15 protein-coding genes and 2 pseudogenes are annotated in these 16,936 nt (G+C 56.0%); 11 read left to right on the forward strand and 6 right to left on the reverse strand.

What is annotated here, in order from left to right; genetic code table 11:
• The first annotated feature begins 9 nt into the window (after positions 1 to 9).
• Positions 10 to 3,228 (forward strand): efflux RND transporter permease subunit, encoded by a 3,219-nt coding sequence (locus FHS21_RS02860; protein ID WP_112527635.1) that lies wholly within the window; start codon positions 10 to 12, stop codon positions 3,226 to 3,228.
• A gap of 670 nt (positions 3,229 to 3,898) precedes the next feature.
• Positions 3,899 to 4,144: pseudogene (locus FHS21_RS02865) on the forward strand (hypothetical protein); the annotation flags it as partial.
• Positions 4,145 to 4,212: 68 nt separating this feature from the next.
• Here FHS21_RS02865 and FHS21_RS02870 read toward each other — a convergent pair.
• Positions 4,213 to 4,734, reverse strand: a complete 522-nt coding sequence (locus FHS21_RS02870; protein ID WP_183660910.1) for a DUF1236 domain-containing protein — start codon at positions 4,732 to 4,734, stop codon at positions 4,213 to 4,215.
• A 163-nt stretch (positions 4,735 to 4,897) separates the two neighbouring features.
• On the opposite strand from FHS21_RS02870, the gene FHS21_RS02875 reads away from it, so the two are divergent.
• The gene (locus FHS21_RS02875) at positions 4,898 to 6,004 is read left to right on the forward strand and encodes a pyridoxal phosphate-dependent aminotransferase (RefSeq protein ID WP_162713615.1); all 1,107 of its coding nucleotides are present in this window, start codon (positions 4,898 to 4,900) and stop codon (positions 6,002 to 6,004) included.
• 37 nt (positions 6,005 to 6,041) lie between these two features.
• Complete coding sequence (locus tag FHS21_RS02880) at positions 6,042 to 6,407, forward strand: DUF423 domain-containing protein (protein WP_112527629.1); 366 nt, start codon at positions 6,042 to 6,044, stop codon at positions 6,405 to 6,407.
• 95 nt (positions 6,408 to 6,502) lie between these two features.
• Here FHS21_RS02880 and FHS21_RS02885 read toward each other — a convergent pair whose 3' ends face one another.
• Together FHS21_RS02885 and FHS21_RS02890 are read right to left on the reverse strand one after the other, a co-directional pair.
• Positions 6,503 to 6,889 (reverse strand): hypothetical protein, encoded by a 387-nt coding sequence (locus FHS21_RS02885; RefSeq protein WP_112527627.1) that lies wholly within the window; start codon positions 6,887 to 6,889, stop codon positions 6,503 to 6,505.
• A 13-nt stretch (positions 6,890 to 6,902) separates the two neighbouring features.
• On the reverse strand, positions 6,903 to 7,403 hold the full coding sequence (locus tag FHS21_RS02890) for a hypothetical protein (RefSeq protein ID WP_246410742.1): 501 nt from the start codon (positions 7,401 to 7,403) through the stop codon (positions 6,903 to 6,905).
• A gap of 134 nt (positions 7,404 to 7,537) precedes the next feature.
• Between FHS21_RS02890 and FHS21_RS02895 the strand changes: the two genes are divergently transcribed.
• The 5 genes from FHS21_RS02895 (at position 7,538) to FHS21_RS02915 (ending at position 13,628) form a co-directional block, all read left to right on the forward strand.
• Entirely contained in the window at positions 7,538 to 8,194 is a 657-nt protein-coding gene (locus tag FHS21_RS02895) for a TetR/AcrR family transcriptional regulator (RefSeq protein ID WP_112527625.1), read from the forward strand.
• Positions 8,160 to 9,323 carry an isovaleryl-CoA dehydrogenase gene (locus tag FHS21_RS02900; RefSeq protein ID WP_183660912.1) on the forward strand — a complete coding sequence of 388 codons (1,164 nt, stop codon included), beginning with the start codon at positions 8,160 to 8,162 and terminating at the stop codon, positions 9,321 to 9,323. The genes FHS21_RS02895 and FHS21_RS02900 overlap by 35 nt, the downstream gene beginning before the upstream one ends.
• A 44-nt stretch (positions 9,324 to 9,367) precedes the next feature.
• A complete protein-coding gene (locus FHS21_RS02905) occupies positions 9,368 to 10,975 on the forward strand; it encodes a carboxyl transferase domain-containing protein (RefSeq protein ID WP_183660914.1) in 1,608 nt (535 codons plus the stop codon).
• 23 nt (positions 10,976 to 10,998) lie between these two features.
• Positions 10,999 to 13,005 carry an acetyl-CoA carboxylase biotin carboxylase subunit gene (locus FHS21_RS02910; RefSeq protein ID WP_183660955.1) on the forward strand — a complete coding sequence of 669 codons (2,007 nt, stop codon included), beginning with the start codon at positions 10,999 to 11,001 and terminating at the stop codon, positions 13,003 to 13,005.
• A gap of 95 nt (positions 13,006 to 13,100) precedes the next feature.
• On the forward strand, positions 13,101 to 13,628 hold the full coding sequence (locus tag FHS21_RS02915) for a Dps family protein (protein ID WP_112527619.1): 528 nt from the start codon (positions 13,101 to 13,103) through the stop codon (positions 13,626 to 13,628).
• Positions 13,629 to 13,682: 54 nt separating this feature from the next.
• Here FHS21_RS02915 and FHS21_RS02920 read toward each other — a convergent pair whose 3' ends face one another.
• Positions 13,683 to 13,919, reverse strand: a complete 237-nt coding sequence (locus FHS21_RS02920; protein WP_158482185.1) for a hypothetical protein — start codon at positions 13,917 to 13,919, stop codon at positions 13,683 to 13,685.
• A gap of 121 nt (positions 13,920 to 14,040) precedes the next feature.
• Positions 14,041 to 14,307, reverse strand: a complete 267-nt coding sequence (locus tag FHS21_RS02925) for a sel1 repeat family protein (protein WP_112527615.1) — start codon at positions 14,305 to 14,307, stop codon at positions 14,041 to 14,043.
• A gap of 438 nt (positions 14,308 to 14,745) precedes the next feature.
• Between FHS21_RS02925 and FHS21_RS02930 the strand changes: the two genes are divergently transcribed.
• Positions 14,746 to 15,093, forward strand: coding sequence for a DUF2147 domain-containing protein (locus tag FHS21_RS02930; RefSeq protein WP_112527613.1), 348 nt, complete (start codon positions 14,746 to 14,748; stop codon positions 15,091 to 15,093).
• Positions 15,094 to 15,488: 395 nt separating this feature from the next.
• Here FHS21_RS02930 and bla read toward each other — a convergent pair whose 3' ends face one another.
• Positions 15,489 to 16,379, reverse strand: a complete 891-nt coding sequence (gene bla / locus FHS21_RS02935) for a class A beta-lactamase (protein WP_246410744.1) — start codon at positions 16,377 to 16,379, stop codon at positions 15,489 to 15,491.
• Between the two features lie 197 nt (positions 16,380 to 16,576).
• Here bla and FHS21_RS30540 point away from each other — a divergent pair.
• Positions 16,577 to 16,684: pseudogene (locus FHS21_RS30540) on the forward strand (GFA family protein); the annotation flags it as partial.
• Positions 16,685 to 16,936: the final 252 nt, after the last annotated feature.

The raw sequence follows: 16,936 nt of genomic DNA on the forward strand, positions 1-16,936 counted from the left end.
GGAATTGATATGAATATCTCCAATTTCTTTATCGACCGCCCGATCTTTGCGGGCGTTCTTTCTTTTATCATCTTCCTCGGCGGTTTGATTTCGCTGACGACGATGCCCGTCTCGGAATATCCGGATGTCGTGCCCCCATCCATCGTGGTGCGGGCGCAATATCCGGGTGCAAATCCGAAGGTCATTGCCGAAACAGTCGCAACGCCGATGGAAGAGCAGATCAACGGCGTTGAAGGCATGCTCTACATGGGCAGTCAAGCGACGGCAGACGGCCAGATGACGCTGACTGTGACCTTTGCGCTTGGTACAGATCCGGACAAGGCACAGCAGCTGGTACAGAACCGCGTTTCGCAGGCGGAACCGCGCTTGCCGGAAGAAGTGCGCAGTCTCGGGATCACCACGGTCAAGAGTTCGCCTGACCTGATGCTGGTGGTCAACCTCATCTCGCCCAATGATCGGTACGACATCACGTACCTGCGCAACTACGCCCTGATCAACATCAAGGATCGCCTCGCCCGCATCAATGGCGTCGGCGATGTGCAATTGTTCGGATCCGGCGACTATTCGATGCGTATCTGGCTCGATCCGCAGAAGACCGCGGAGCTAGGCCTCTCGGCAACCGATGTTCTCAACGAGATCCGTGCGCAGAACGTGCAGGCTGCTGCCGGTACCATCGGTGCATCGCCCAACTCGAACAGTGTCGATCTGCAATTGACGGTGAACGCGCAAGGTCGGTTGCAATCCGAAGAAGAATTCGGCCAGATCATCGTCAAGACTGCCGCCAATGGCGCGATCACACATTTGAGTGACATTGCCCGCATCGAACTTGGCGCAGCCGACTATTCGCTACGCTCGCTGCTCGACAACAAGAGTGCCGTCGCTATCCCGATCTTCCAGGCACCGGGCTCCAATGCGATCCAGATCGCCGATGAAGTTCGTGCCGCGATGAATGAGATGAAGCTGACCATGCCGGAAGGCGTGGACTACGAGATCGTCTACGATACGACCCAGTTCGTCCGTGCTTCGATCGAGGCCGTCATCCATACGCTGCTTGAGGCGGTGCTGCTGGTCGTTCTGGTTGTTATCCTGTTCCTGCAGACGTGGCGTGCATCGATCATTCCGCTGATCGCGGTGCCGATATCGATCGTCGGTACGTTTGCGGTGATGCATCTGTTCGGTTTCTCGATCAACGCACTCAGCCTGTTCGGTCTTGTTCTCGCCATCGGTATCGTCGTCGATGACGCCATCGTGGTGGTCGAGAACGTCGAGCGAAACATCGAGAACGGTCTGGCCCCGCGGCAAGCGACGGTACAGGCGATGCGCGAAGTCTCGGGACCGATCATCGCGATTGCGCTGGTTCTGGTCGCGGTGTTCGTGCCCCTCGCCTTCATCAGCGGCCTTACGGGTCAGTTCTATCGGCAGTTCGCGCTGACGATCGCCATCTCGACGGTCATCTCGGCGTTTAACTCCCTCACGCTGTCGCCTGCACTCGCCGCTCTTCTGTTGAAGGGACACGACGCACCAAAAGACCGTTTGACGCGCTTCATGGACCTGACACTGGGCTGGCTTTTCCGCGGGTTCAATGCCGTGTTCACGCGGGGAGCCAACGGCTACAGCAAAGGTGTGCGCGGCGTTATTTCGCGCAAGACGATTATGATGGGGATTTATCTTGTCTTGATCGGCGCAACGGCATTCATGTTCAAGAGCGTGCCCGGCGGGTTCGTTCCGCCGCAGGACAAGCAGTATCTGGTCGGGTTCACACAGCTGCCGGATGGTGCGACGCTTGACCGGACGGAAGCGGTCGTCCGCCGCATCGGCGACATGGCATTGAAGATACCCGGTGTACAAAGCACGATTGCCTTCCCTGGCCTGTCCATCGCCGGTTTCACCAATAGTTCGAATGCCGGCGTTGTCTTCGTTTCGCTGAAACCTTTCGAAGAGCGCAAGACGCCGGACCTGAGTGCCGGTGCGATCGCCATGGCACTCAATCAGCAAATAGCCGGCATCCAGGAATCGTTCAGCGCCGTCTTCCCGCCGCCTCCCGTCCAAGGTCTCGGCTCGATCGGCGGGTTCAAGCTGCAGATCGAGGATCGCAATGGTCTTGGTTATCAGGCTCTCGACGACGCAACCAAGGCGTTCCTCGCCAAGGCGGCCACCGCGCCGGAGCTGACGGGCCTGTTCACCAGCTATCAGATCAATGTTCCGCAGCTCTATGCCGATGTTGACCGGGCCAAGGCACGCCAACTCAATGTATCGCTGCCGGAAATCTTCAACACGCTGCAGATTTATCTTGGCTCGGTCTATGTCAACGACTTCAACAAGTTCGGCCGCACCTATTCCGTCCGGATGCAGGCGGAGTCGAATTTCCGGGCCAAGTCTGAGGATATTGGCGATCTGAAGGTACGATCGGGTTCGGGCGAGATGATCCCGCTGTCGGCCTTGGTCAACGTCTCATCCAGTGCGGGACCGGATCGCGCCATGCGCTATAACGGCTTCCTCGCTGCCGATGTGAACGGCAATGCGGCGCCCGGCTACTCATCGGGCCAGGCGCGAGCTGCGGTGGAAAAGATTGCCGCCGACACCCTGCCGCCCGGGATCGGCTTCGAATGGACGGAGCTGACCTATCAGGAGATCATTGCAGGCAACTCGGCCTACCTTATCTTCCCGCTGTCGATCCTCCTCGTGTTCCTCGTCCTCTCGGCGCAATATGAAAGCCTGTCGCTGCCGCTGTCGATCATCATGATCGTGCCGCTCGGATTGCTTGCCGCCCTCACCGGCGTCTGGCTGACGGCGGGAGACAACAATGTCTTCACGCAAATCGGGCTGATCGTGCTTGTCGGGCTATCCGCCAAGAACGCCATCCTGATCGTCGAGTTTGCGCGGGAACTGGAGTTTACCGGGGCGACGCCATTCAAGGCTGTAGTTGAGGCCAGTCGTCTGCGGCTCAGGCCGATCCTGATGACGTCGCTCGCCTTCATCATGGGCGTGGTGCCTCTTGTCACATCGACAGGAGCCGGTGCGGAAATGCGTAGCGCAATGGGTGTAGCGGTGTTTGCCGGGATGATCGGCGTGACGTTGTTCGGCCTGTTCATGACGCCAGTGTTCTACGTGCTCATACGTGCGATGACCGGAAATCGACAGCTGAAGAGCCATCATGCCAGCACCTTCGATGGCGATTCCAGCCACAATTCGAGCGCGATTGCTCCTGCCGCAACGCCAGCCGAGTAACAAAAATCTCCAGCGGTGCAGAACCTGCACAGGTTCTGCACCGCTGGAGCTAAACCACTGAAACTGAAGATTTTCTCTACGTTATGGCAGCAGCATTTCATCGCCGGAAGAAGGCTATCACGGCACAGTTGAACAAGGATGAGAACTTTTTGGGTGACAAAAGGTTTCAAACTGTTACAGTTGCGTGACCAAGCCGAAATTCGGCACTGACGATCATGATCCTTCGGCACTTTCAAAGGATCGTCCAATCGGGAGCAGTCCTTATGAGCTTTGCCGCAGCAAACGACAACCGGAAGATCAGCGACGGGTTTATACCCTTCGTCACTTTTGTCATATGCACCCAGGTAGCAGCCACTATTCTGCTCGCTTTGCCAAATTGGTATTGAGGCCTCAACCCACGCCTGCGGGTTTTTCAATCCTGCCGATCCTGGCAGGAGCAATAATTATTCTCATGATTGCCGGTGTTTTTTTCGCGACTTGAGGCTGGTTTTGTAAGCCTCCCTCCCAATCCTATCATCCAACCAAAGTCTGGCTATTAAAGCTGCCAAGCAATTGGGATAGTGCGGTCAGGACCTTATCGATATGATGCAACTGCAAGCGCCAATATTTGAAACCTGTTCAGTAATATTTCTGGTGTTGATCGGGAATTAGCGGTCTGGCAGAGGAATCCATGAGACCATTGGCAGGATTAACTGTTTTGCTCACGCTCTTGATCACCGGCTGCGTCTCCATGACGCCGGAAGAGCGGCGCGCGCTCGATAACCAGACCTGTTCATCCTATGGTTTCCGGCGTGGGACCGATGCATTCGCAAATTGCCTGCTCAATCTCGATCTCGACAGGCGCGCCGCGAGCCGGGCGCAATTCGAACAGATGCAATTCAACACGCCGCTGATCATCTATGACAATCGCTATCGCTATTACCGGCACCGCGATGGTAAACACTCGCCCGCCGAAGCGCGGGCAAGTGTTATCGAACAGTATATTTACCTGACCCAGACGACGCGCCGTGTCTCACGTTCTATGAGTGCGGGACCATCTTGCACATATACGTATGAGTAGCGCGGCTGATCAGGCACGGCGACCAGCGGCACATCGTCAGGAATGACCGTGCCCATGGTTACGTCACCATCGATGACCACCGGATCAGTCGGATTGGTCTCTATGTAGGAGACAACGTCGTCCGGGATAGCTCCGTCATCGGGCGCAGCCCCAGCATTGTCCGACAGATAGACGACCTCGCGCTTCTCCATGGAGACGATCACGGGGCGGCCATCGACATAGATGTAGCCATAGCCCGGGCTCTCCGGAATTGGCCGCACCACGATTGTTTCGGGTACGACGTAACCCTGAGATAAGTCACCCTCTATAACAACTGGATCGGCCGGATGCGCGATGACATAATCCCGGGCAGACTGCGGCACTTCAACGACAACGCTATCCTGAGCGATCGCCAGACCGGAGGTGGCGAAAAACGCCGCTGCAGTCACTATAAAAACCTTTTTCATTATCCTGCCTCTCAATTGAACCTGTTTTGTCCCAGTGGGAGGGAAACCCCGCGACAATGGTTTGGTTCCGCTGAAAGACGATATGTGATCGCGACCTCGAACTGTGAGTTCGATGCAAAAGAGCGAAATTTTGCTTTTTGCCGGCACAAAAACTGATATCGCTGTGGACATGGAACCGCACCTGATCCCCCTGATCGACTCCCTGCCCTCGACTGTACCGTTCGTCGGACCAGAAGCGCTGGAACGCAAGCGCAACCGGCCTTTCAAAGCCCGACTTGGCGCCAATGAAAGCGGCTTTGGCCCAGCGCCTTCAGTCATTGCCGCCATACAAAGCCATGCCGGGGAGGCGTGGAAATACGCCGATCCAGAAAATTTCGACTTGAAGCATGCGCTTGCAGCGCATCTCGGCGTTGTACCGGCCAATATCGTCGTTGGCGAAGGCGTCGATACGTTGCTCGGACTCGCCGTGCGCCAGTACGTGCGCGAGGGCACACCGGTCGTCACTTCGCTCGGTGCCTATCCGACATTCAATTTTCATGTGGCCGGCTTTGGCGGAAGGCTGGTGACAGTGCCATACAGGGAGGATCGCGAGGACCTTGAGGCACTGCTTGCTGCAGTAAAGCGCGAACAGGCACCGCTCGTCTATCTCTCCAACCCCGACAATCCAATGGGGACGTGGTGGGCAGCGGCGGAGATCGAGCGCTTTATCGATGTGCTGCCGAAAAACACGATACTGATCCTCGACGAAGCTTACGGCGAAACGGCACCGGCGGACGCTCTGCCGCGGATCGATGTTTCGCGGCCGAATGTCCTGCGCATGCGCACCTTTTCCAAGGCATATGGGCTCGCCGGAATGCGTTGCGGCTATGCTGTCGGCGCCGGAAAACAGATCCTGGCGTTCGACAAAATCCGCAACCATTTCGGCATGAACAAACTGACACAGATAGCCGCCCTAGCAGCGCTAAAGGATCAAGATTATCTCAAGGCGGTGATTGCACGGATTGTCGCTGGACGTGAGCGGATCGTGCAGATTGCTGTGAAGAACGACCTTGCGGCGATTCCCTCTGCTACCAATTTCGTCACTATCGATTGCGGGCACGATGGGCCATTTGCCCTCGCCGTTCTCAACGCTCTGATCGACCGCGACGTTTTCGTGCGCAAACCAATGGCGCCAGGTCTCGACCGCTGCATCCGTGTCAGCGTCGGCCTTGACGAAGAACTTGATTATTTCGAACAACAGCTTCCGCAGGCCTTGGCCGCTGTAAAGTAGCCGGTGAGCCCGGACAAACCTGGAAACGGAGAATAGCTTGGATATCAATCGGGTTTTTGCCGGTCTCGGTGGACTGTTCGGGGCTGCAGGTATCGCGGCCTATGCCGCAGCGGCCCATAGTGCGGAAGGTCATATGGCCACGATTGCGCCGATCCTGTTTATCCACGCCCCCGCATTTTTAGCGCTGTCCATATTGGCAAAAGTCAGTCGGCCAGCCTATTTCGGCGCGTGGCTGCTGGTGATCGGGCTGTTGTTCTTCATTGGCGATCTCGTCTCGCTCGACTTTGCCGGTCACAGCCTGTTTCCGTTTGCGGCACCGCTCGGCGGCTCGCTACTTATTTTCAGCTGGATTGTTGTAGCGGCGACAGCATTCAAGGCGCTGGATTTCAAGCGCTTGGAATAATCGAAGCGTCATCATTGTCCCACGACAGTCGGTCGCAGGGTCTTCAGATATTGCGCTATTACTTATGACCGGCCCGAATGATGGGCCGGAGCAACTCAGTTGATTTTACGGCGTGAAATATTTGAAGACCCCGCCATGGCGAATATTGCCAATACGAAGCCAAGCAATTGCAACATTGTAGGAAGCTGGTCAATCCTGCCTTTCAGATAGGCGACACCCTCTTTCAAGCCTGAAACGTCTCCCTTCAAGCCCGAAACGTCTCCCTTCAGACCCGATACGTCCCCCTTCAGGCCTGAAACGTCTCCCTTCAGGATTGAAACATCTTCCTTCAAGCCTGCAATTCCATTGAGGATGACATCCAGTTTGCCGTCCATCTTCCCAAAAGATTTTTCCAGAAATGCGACGCGATGTTCCATATCTTCAAATGTGCCACCGCCATCGGCGGATTTCAAGCTCTCCAACCTTGTAAGTTTATGAGCCATGGCCGCCGCTCCCTTAACCTCCCCCCTTCAGCTTGGCATTGCACAACTTGTAGTAGTCGCCGCCTTTTTCGATCCAGCGCGTGCCGCCGAGCGTGCCGCCTTTCTTGTTCGCGTGGTATTGCTCAAGGCATGTGTGCATGCGGGCCTTGGCAGGTTTCTCTGCAGCAAATTTTTCGGCTATCGATGACGGAAACGTCGTCTTTCCGGATGGGGATCTGGCTACCATTTCGGCTTTTTTTGGCGTTGTTTCTGGCTTATCTTCAGTCGTCTTTGCTTTGGCCTCCGTCGATGCGGAGTTGGCTGACTCGTCAGCCGCCTCAGCGGGCGTGGTGCATTGGGCTTTACGGAATTCGCTCCACGAAACGCCTTCTGCTTCGCCGGCACTCTGCGCCGCCTTGTACTTGACGCTGCACTCCTTCATGCTCAAGGCATTTGCCGAAGGGATCAATGCCAGCGGCAGGAAAATTGCTGTAATCAGGGTAGCGAATAGACGAGAACTGCGTCGTTCAAACATGAAACCCACTCTGAAAATTGATTAATCGACTCCAATTGGCCGACCGTACATGCATCCCCGCCGCTCCTCCATCCATACCTTCGTCTAGCAACATGCCTCTTGAATTAATTGAACGTTCGTTTTATTAATTCGCCATGGCACGCACAACCGGATCAGATGGCGGAAGAACACGCAGCGCAATTGATATTGCTGCGAAGCATTTGATTGCCCGCGTCGGCTATGAAGCGATGTCGATGCGCCAGCTCGCGGACGAAGTGGGCGTGCAGCCCGCGGCCTTCTATCGCTACTACCCCAACAAGCAGGAATTGCTGTTTTCGGTTATGCGGGGACACATGGATCGTGTGCTTGCCGCCTGGGAAGCCGAGAGCCGCAGCGCTCATACGGCGCTGGAGAAGTTCTGCGCCTTCATTCGTTTCCATATCCGTTTTCATGTAGAGCGGCGGGACGACGTGCACATCGGAAATATGGAGCTGCGCAGCCTCAGCCCGGAAAACCGAGCCATTATCGTTGAATTGCGCGCGCGGTACGAGAACAGCCTTCGGGACATACTCGACGACGGCATGGATACACGCGAATTTGCCATCGATGACATTGCGCTGACAACCCGCGCCATTATCGCGATGATTACCGGTGTCATGGTCTGGTTCCGGACGGACGACAGGCTTAGTGTCGACGAGATTGCAGAAAAGTATGTCGAAATGGGACTGCGCCTTGTTGGCGCCAAGAAGATTGCGACAACTAGAACGGGAGGACGAAATGTACCAGTCGGGCCTAAGATTCGGAGTCTCTGAGGAAATCGAGGCACTGCGGGAAACGGTACACCGGTTTGCGCAGGCGGAGATAGCACCGCTGGCGGCCGAGACCGATAGATCCAATCAATTCCCCATGCACCTCTGGCAGAAAATGGGCGAGCTCGGCTTGCTCGGAATGACTGCCGACCCGGAATTCGGCGGGTCCGGCGTTGGATATCTCGCTCACACGATTGCGGTGGAGGAAATCTCCCGCGCCTCGGCGTCAGTCGGTCTCTCTTATGGTGCGCATTCCAATCTTTGCGTGAACCAGATCAACCGCTGGGGCACCGCGGAGCAGAAGGCAAAGTTTTTGCCGAAACTCTGCTCGGGCGAACATGTCGGCGCGCTCGCCATGTCAGAACCGGGTGCGGGCTCCGACGTCGTTTCGATGAAACTGCGCGCCGACAAGAAGAATGAGCGTTACGTTCTGAACGGTAACAAGATGTGGATCACCAATGGCCCGGACGCCAGCACGTTAGTGGTCTATGCGAAGTCCGATCCTGCCGCGGGCTCCCGCGGAATCACGGCATTTCTGATCGAGAAGGAATTCAAGGGTTTTACCACCGCCCAAAAGCTGGACAAGCTCGGTATGCGCGGTTCCAATACGTGCGAGCTTGTATTCGAGGACTGTGAAGTTCCATTCGAAAATGTACTTGGCGAAGAGGGCCAAGGTGTCAAAATCCTGATGTCGGGGTTGGACTATGAGCGCGTCGTGCTTGCCGGTGGACCTTTGGGAGTGATGGACGCCTGTCTGGACGTGGTTGTGCCCTACGTGCATGAGCGCAAGCAATTTGGCCAACCGATCGGAGAATTCCAGCTGATGCAGGGGAAGCTGGCAGACATGTACACGACGACGAATGCTTGCCGGGCATATGTTTACGCCGTTGCAGCCGCCTGTGACCGCGGCGAAACCACACGCAAGGATGCGGCAGGATGCGTTCTATACGCTGCAGAGAAAGCAACATGGTGCGCGCTTGAGGCGATACAGGCGCTCGGCGGCAACGGCTATATCAACGACTATCCGACCGGACGGCTGCTGCGCGATGCCAAGCTCTATGAAATCGGCGCTGGCACGAGCGAGATACGGCGCATGCTTATCGGCAGGGAAATGTTTGCAGAGAGCGCTTGAATCACCACCACTGCACCTAATCACTGCCGATAACAGGAGACCGCATGACCGTCCTCACCTCCCAGATCAGCACCACGTCCGAGAACTTTACCGCCAATACAAAACGAATGCAGGCACTGGTCGGTGATATCCAGGCCAAGGCGGAATTGGTGATCAAGGGTGGTACCGATGAGGCGCGCGAGCGCCACACGTCGCGTGGCAAGCTCCTCCCGCGTGATCGGTTGGCACAGCTTCTGGACGCCGGTTCGCCCTTTCTGGAAATCGGCCAGTTTGCCGCCTGGGATATGTATGAGGACACAATTTCATCCGCCGGTCTGATTGCAGGGATCGGCCGTGTATCCGGCAAGGAAGCGATGATCGTCATCAATGATGCGACCGTGAAAGGCGGCACCTATTATCCCCTTACGGTGAAAAAGCATCTGCGGGCACAGGAGATAGCGCTGCAGAACAATCTGCCCTGCCTCTATCTTGTGGATAGCGGCGGGGCCAATCTGCCCAATCAGGACGAGGTCTTTCCGGATCGCGAGCACTTCGGTCGCATCTTTTACAACCAGGCCAACATGTCGGCCGCAGGCATCCCGCAGATTGCGGTCGTCATGGGATCGTGCACGGCGGGCGGTGCCTATGTGCCCGCCATGTCGGAAGAAACCATCATGGTCAAAGGCCAGGCAACGATTTTTCTTGCGGGCCCTCCCTTGGTCAAAGCAGCGACAGGCGAAGAGGTTTCGGCAGAAGAACTTGGCGGTGCGGAAGTGCATACACGCGAATCGGGCGTTGCCGACCACTACGCCGTGGATGATGCGCACGCGCTCGCCATTGCCCGGCGTATCGTTGGAAACCTGAATCGAAAGAAGGAGATAGGGCTCGATCTTCGCAAGGTGATTCCGCCGCTTTATGATCCACATGAACTTTACGGCATCATACCGAGCGATCTGCGCCAGCCATATGATGCGCGCGAATTGATCGCCCGCATTGTCGATGGTTCGGAATTCGACGAGTTCAAGCAGAATTACGGCACGACGCTGATAACCGGTTTTGCGCATCTCTACGGCATGCCGGTCGGTATCATCGCCAATAATGGCGTGCTGTTTTCCGAGAGCGCGCTGAAGGGCACGCATTTCATCGAGCTGTGCACGCAGCGCGGCATCCCGCTGGTCTTCCTACAGAACATCACCGGGTTCATGGTCGGGCGTTCCTACGAGGCTGGCGGGATCGCCAAGGATGGCGCAAAGCTTGTCACGGCGGTCGCCACGGCGCGTGTGCCCAAGGTGACGATGATCGTCGGCGGTTCATTCGGCGCTGGCAATTATGGCATGTGCGGCAGAGCCTTCTCGCCGCGCTTCCTCTGGATGTGGCCGAATGCCCGCATTTCGGTCATGGGCGGCGAACAGGCGGCCACCGTTCTGGCATTGGTCAAACGCGAGGGTATCGAGCGCAAGGGTGGAGAATGGTCAGCCAGCGACGAAGCTGCATTCCGTGCACCCATCCTTGAGAAATATGAGCGTGAGGGTCACCCGCTCTATTCCTCGGCGCGGCTTTGGGACGACGGCATCATCGACCCGGCAAAAAGCCGCGAGGTGCTGGCGCTTTCCCTCTCCGCCGCGCTAAACGCGCCTATCGAGGAAACGCGCTTTGGCATGTTCAGGATGTGATGGGAGCGAAAACAATGACAAAAATGTTCTCCAGAATCCTCATTGCCAATCGTGGTGAAATCGCCTGCCGCGTTATCCGTACGGCGCAGAGAATGGGTATCGGCACAGTCGCAGTCTATTCCGACGCCGATGCGCACGCGCTGCACGTGGCGATGGCGGATGACGCTGTTTATATCGGCCCCTCGCCCGTCACCGACAGTTATCTGCGTGCCGACCACATCATAGACGCTGCCCTGAAAAGCGGAGCTGAGGCTATTCATCCTGGCTATGGGTTCCTTTCCGAAAATCCGGGTTTTGTCGATGCGGTGGTGAAAACCGGCCTGGTCTTCATCGGACCTTCCGCGGATTCGATCCGGGCAATGGGGCTCAAGGACGCTGCAAAGCGATTGATGGAGAAGGCCGGCGTCCCCGTCGTTCCGGGCTACCATGGCGAGGCGCAGGAACTGGTGGTGCTCGCCTCCAAAGCCCGCGAGATCGGTTATCCCGTATTGATCAAGGCGCGCGCCGGCGGTGGCGGAAAAGGCATGCGCAAAGTCGATAATCCCGATGATTTCGCCGAAGCGCTGGGGAGTGCGCGGCGCGAGGCCAAGAGCGCATTTGGCGATGACCGCGTGCTGGTGGAAAAGTACATCGCCAAACCGCGCCATATCGAAGTGCAGGTGTTTGGCGACAATCACGGCAATGTGGTGCATCTCTACGAGCGCGACTGCTCGCTGCAGCGCCGCCATCAAAAGGTCATCGAGGAAGCCCCTGCCCCGGGCATCACCGCAGAGGTGCGCTCTGCAATGACCAGTGCGGCCGTCAAGGCAGCGCAAGCGATCAATTATTCCGGCGCGGGCACGATCGAATTTATCGTCGATGCCACGGAGGGGCTAAAGCCCGACCGTTTCTGGTTCATGGAGATGAACACGCGGTTGCAGGTGGAACACCCGGTAACCGAGATGATCACCGGGCTCGACCTGGTAGAGTGGCAATTGCGTGTGGCGGCCGGCGAAAAGTTGCCGCTATCTCAAAAGCAAATCCCTCTCGACGGCCATGCTATCGAGGCGCGGCTCTATGCTGAAGATCCGGCGAAAAGTTTCCTGCCAGCCATCGGCACGCTGCACCATCTGTCGTTTCCCAATGCACTGCAGGACGGCGAGGTTCGCGTCGAAACCGGCGTTCGGGCGGGCGATACGATCTCGCCCTACTATGATCCGATGATCGCCAAGCTCGTGGTGCACGGCGCCGATCGCCCATCTGCGCTTGCCGCAATGGAGAGCGCACTGAGCCAAACGGAAATTGCCGGTACGACCACGAACGCGCCATTCCTGTCGGCGTTGATCCGCCATCAGGGATTTGCCGCCGGTGACGTCGATACAGGGCTGATCGACCGCGATCTTGCAGGATTGATCGTTCCCGTCGCGACGCCTAAAGGTGCGAAGGAACTGGCCATCCTTTCTGCCAGCGGTCTTCTGAAGCGACCGGCCCACGGTGATCCGTGGACGGCCCTGCGCGGCTACAGCCATCACAACGGGCTGGCTTATCCGGTCATGCTCGAAGAGGCCGGACAGATCGTGCGGTATGGTGTGTCAGTGCTTGGAGACGAGCGGTACGCGATTTCCGGTTCAGATGCTGTAGTCGAACTGCGTGTGCTACATGAACCGCAAGGCTGGCACCTCACCGGCAAGGGCATGAATTTGCGGGCGAAGACCGTAGCGATACCACATGGCGTAGCCATAGTCGCCAATGGGATGGCAACGACGTTCAGCATCGCCGACCCTTTTTTGCTCGCCGAACAGGCAGGCAATGCCGGAGACCGGCTTACGGCTCCGATGCCGGGCCTGGTGAAAGCCGTGCGCGTAGCGGCCGGTGACCTGGTCAAAAAAGGTCAGATATTGCTCGTACTCGAAGCTATGAAAATGGAGCACTCAATTACTGCGCCGCATGATGGCAAGGTTGCCGAGATTGTGTCCGAGAATTCACAAGTCAAAGAAAATTCCGCCTTGGTGCGGTTTGAGGAAGCACCTGCCGATACAACCAAGAATTGAGGCAGAAATGCTGGGTAACGCGTGCTAGAACTAGCGCGGCACTCGGCTGATCGAGTGTCTGTCGAAGCGTTTCCCTACGTCAAGGAGATCGACCCGTGGCTAAAAAATCCCTGCAGACCATCAAACGTGCTCCAACCGCTACCCCCAGCGATCTGGGCGGTAATGCAGTGCGCGATATCGCCGGAGCGGTGAATGCTCTGCTCGCAGACACCTTTGCAATCTATATGAAGACCAAGAATTTTCACTGGCACATGAGCGGCCCGCACTTTCGCGATTTCCATCTCATGCTGGACGAACAAGCGGAGCAGATCTTCGCGATGACCGACGTCCTCGCGGAACGGGTACGGAAAATCGGTGGCACGACGTTGAAGTCCATTGGACAGATCAGCGCTCAACAACGCATCCCCGACAACGATGCCAATTTCGTCACACCGGAGGATATGCTGGCGGAGCTGCGCGACGATAATAAGAGCTTCATTGGCTATCTGCGCCAGGTTCACGAGCTGTGCAGCGAACATGGCGACAGCGCCACGACAAGTATCATCGAGAACTTCATAGATGAGACCGAGCGCAGGCACTGGTTCCTGTTCGAAGCAACACGTGTCGGACCGGCCAGCGTCTAAGCGTAAGTAGCGAGCGAAACAAACTCCAGCTCTCCAAGCTGGAGTTTCCAAAGCTCAATCATTGGCCTTGACCGGCCGGGCCTTCTGGTCCCGGGCGTCGGCGATAAGCGCTTCAACTGCTGAAATGTTGAGAGATAACGTGGCAACTTTGTTCAATGTGTTGTTATCCGGAAATGCTTTTGACTTGGCAGACAACAATATCAGCTGTTTTTGAGCATCCGTTAATCGCGATAACAATCCTTCAAGATCGTCAAGCATCACTTCCCCGTCTTTGTCAAGAATCATACGCACTCACAGCAACACTCCATACGTGACCAGACAACCAATTGTATACCCACGGTTGCAAACATTACGATAACCCGTTGTGATTGAGTTCACAATATGGGATTTTGTGCAGAACGGATGCACGGTTTTAGTGGGAAGTCATCCATTCGCGCGCAGCACGCAGGGCCGCAGCGATATCGGGCTTCGACATTGACTGAGCAAGTTCCGCCCGCAGTTCTGCTGCCCGGTCGCACCCCTTGATGGCGGCAATATTGAACCATTTATGAGCTGCCACGAGATCGATAGCGCAATCCCGGCCTGTCGCGTACATAATTCCCATTTCGAAGAGAATATCAGTCTGTGCCGAACCTCCGGCGTGTCCGCTATCGGTATGCTGAAGATCAAAGCGTGCCATTTTACCAAATCCCTTGTTGAACCCGAACCGTTACTTGACGAAAGCCCTGTTAGACTTCTGAGAACCGCTTGTTTTGTTGTTTGGCGTGTTCTTTCGATGCTTTCGAGAATGCAGCATAGGCTTGAAATTGCTGTTAAAGGGCATGATTAACCGCGCACAAACAAAACAAAAACAACTCGTAAATTTCGGAATTTATTAAATATAACGCACCAGCAATTGCGGGCATTTGCCGAAAATTCTCGTAAAATGCAGGTGAGGGATTTCAAGCATTTGATAACCAAAGAACAGGTTTGCCAGGCGAGGAGCGATTATAATTTCCCGCCATTGCATGGCTGTAGGGATCAAAATTCTGTCGCAGATTACCTTGAATTACGTTTACGTGTGCGTAAGATGGCGATAAGCATGAATGACATGCATCCACGCGTTCGGGAGGAAAGTATGAAGCGCAAAATAGTGCTGGCCTGTGCCGGTTTCGTTCTCATGGCAGGCCCTGCCCTTGCGGAAGAGCCTATCGTTGGCTCTTGGAAGCGGCCAAACGGAACGATTATTCAGTATTCTTCGTGCGGCGGGGATTCCTATTGCGGAACAGTTTTGACGGGGGAATACAAGGGTAAATCGATTGGTTCAATGTCCGGCAAGGACGGATCCTATAAGGGCACGGTCAACAAACTCGACGAAGGCAAGACCTATAACGGCAAGGCGACGGCCAGCGGGAGTAAGCTCTCTCTCTCTGGATGCGTGATGGGCGGGCTGATCTGCAAAAGCGAAAGCCTGACCAGGCAGTAGACGAGTTCAATCGCCAGGATCAGATGCCGCTTGGCAATACGGCGGAAAATGTTATCTTGTCGTTGGAGCAGGAGGCAGGTTTTTACCCACCTCCCTTTTCCTAGTTTATCGAAAAGTGGACCCGGACGATGACTTGCCAGCCTGTCCGGGTTCTTTTCAATTCTAGGGTGACCCTAAACGGCATATACCGCATAGCGCACCTCCAAATCTCACAGGCAGGACCTTTGCCATGGTTGAGGTGGCCAATCCTCCTCAATGCACCGGCTGGCTCGGTGCGTTCTGCTTCGCCTACAAGACACCCAACACTTGGCTTGCTTTGCCTAAAGCGGCAACGAACGCAGGGTTGAATAAATGGCCCTTGCGATCCTTGCCGGGTTGTCCTTAAGTCTCTTCCATCAGATATTCTCGACTATCAGCTGCGCGACCTTCTTGTGAATGTCGTTGCGGCTGTCAGCCGTCCCTTTCGGGTCATATAGATACACGGCCAGAAGAATGGGCTTGCGGTTTGGAGGCCAGATGACGGCGATGTCGTTGGCCATCCCGCTGTCACTGGTTCCCGTCTTGTCACCGACACTCCAGTCCTTCGGAAGGCCGGCGCGCAAGCGTTTGTCTCCCGTCTTGCTAGCCAGCATCCACGCGGTGAGCTGATCGCGTGACGATTTGGATAATGCATCACCGAGAGCAGTCTTCTGCAGATCCTTGAGGATCGCTGATGGCGTGATCGTATCGCGGTCATCGCCAGGCTTTGCTTCGTTGAGTTCAGTTTCGCGCCTGTCCAGCCGGAATGTAGCATCGCCAAGGCTGCGCGCATATTTCGTCAGTCCCTTGGGCCCACCAAGACTGTCGAGAATGAGATTGCCGGCTGTGTTATCGCTCATCGTGATTGCGGCTTCGCAGATTGCTTTGAGGGGCATGCCCTTGCCAACATGCTTTTCGGTTACCGGCGAATAGGGAACGAGATCGCTCTTCTTGTAAGTGACAATCCGTTCCAGTCGCTCCTGCTCGTGATCCACGCGCGCAAGGACCGCCGCTGCCGCGAGAAACTTGAATGTGCTGCACATAGCAAAGCGCTCATGCTGGCGATACTCGATGCGATTATCGCTGCCGGTATCGTGTGCCGAAACTCCAAGGCGCGCACCGGCTTCCGCCTCGATTGCCTTGAACGCGCCGGCAAGGTCCATCCGGCTCTCCGGTGCAGCCTGTATTGACCTCTGCGACAAGGCGAGGACCGGCATCGTCAGGATTGAACCAATCAATGCCCCGCGGCGCGTGATACGACCACTCATTTCTCATCTCCATCTCCGACAAATCAAACAGCGAGGATTCTCGCCGCAGGGCAAGCTGATGTCCGAAATGGCAATTTCCAAGGAAAATTTGTGGCTCAAAAAAGTGGTGACAGCAAACTTGACCTTTGTGATCGCATCCATTATTAAACCAAAAGGTTATTTAACTATAAGGTTATGCATTTGCCTCGGAGGAAAGAGTGAAAAAGACGTATCACGGAAGCTGTCACTGCAGCGCTGTCCACTTCGAGGCCGACCTCGATCTCGACCAGGGCACGAGCAAATGTAATTGCTTGTGTGGTTGCCGCCCGGGATGCAAGAAGTTTTTGAACCTTTATGAACAGTGATCGAGTGCGGTCTTGTGTCAGGCCTCGTGGAAGCGGCCTGTCTGGCGCCGCGGGCCGGTATGGTGATCTGCGGATAGGGTCCTAATCTCGTCTGCGAGCCCAAAGGCTCAGAGCCATGAGCTGGTTTTCCCGATCCAGATCTGTTCGATCGTTTTGCCCATTCAGGTCATTGCCTTCTCACACTGCTTTACCGGTGATTGTCGCAGCGACGAT

Origin of the sequence: Phyllobacterium trifolii (genome assembly GCF_014192095.1) — a bacterium.
GTDB lineage: Bacteria > Pseudomonadota > Alphaproteobacteria > Rhizobiales > Rhizobiaceae > Phyllobacterium > Phyllobacterium trifolii.

Excerpts from the sequence above, each read along its gene's own strand:
- FHS21_RS02910 (WP_183660955.1), top strand. The coding sequence starts at position 10,999 with ATGTTCTCCAGAATCCTCATTGCCAATCGTGGTGAAATCGCCTGCCGC.
- FHS21_RS02895 (WP_112527625.1), top strand. The coding sequence starts at position 7,538 with ATGGCACGCACAACCGGATCAGATGGCGGAAGAACACGCAGCGCAATT.
- FHS21_RS02885 (WP_112527627.1), bottom strand. The coding sequence starts at position 6,889 with ATGGCTCATAAACTTACAAGGTTGGAGAGCTTGAAATCCGCCGATGGC.
- FHS21_RS02860 (WP_112527635.1), top strand. The coding sequence starts at position 10 with ATGAATATCTCCAATTTCTTTATCGACCGCCCGATCTTTGCGGGCGTT.
- FHS21_RS02925 (WP_112527615.1), bottom strand. The coding sequence starts at position 14,307 with ATGGCACGCTTTGATCTTCAGCATACCGATAGCGGACACGCCGGAGGT.
- FHS21_RS02905 (WP_183660914.1), top strand. The coding sequence starts at position 9,368 with ATGACCGTCCTCACCTCCCAGATCAGCACCACGTCCGAGAACTTTACC.
- FHS21_RS02870 (WP_183660910.1), bottom strand. The coding sequence starts at position 4,734 with ATGAAAAAGGTTTTTATAGTGACTGCAGCGGCGTTTTTCGCCACCTCC.
- FHS21_RS02890 (WP_246410742.1), bottom strand. The coding sequence starts at position 7,403 with ATGTTTGAACGACGCAGTTCTCGTCTATTCGCTACCCTGATTACAGCA.
- bla (WP_246410744.1), bottom strand. The coding sequence starts at position 16,379 with ATGAGTGGTCGTATCACGCGCCGCGGGGCATTGATTGGTTCAATCCTG.
- FHS21_RS02930 (WP_112527613.1), top strand. The coding sequence starts at position 14,746 with ATGAAGCGCAAAATAGTGCTGGCCTGTGCCGGTTTCGTTCTCATGGCA.
- FHS21_RS02900 (WP_183660912.1), top strand. The coding sequence starts at position 8,160 with ATGTACCAGTCGGGCCTAAGATTCGGAGTCTCTGAGGAAATCGAGGCA.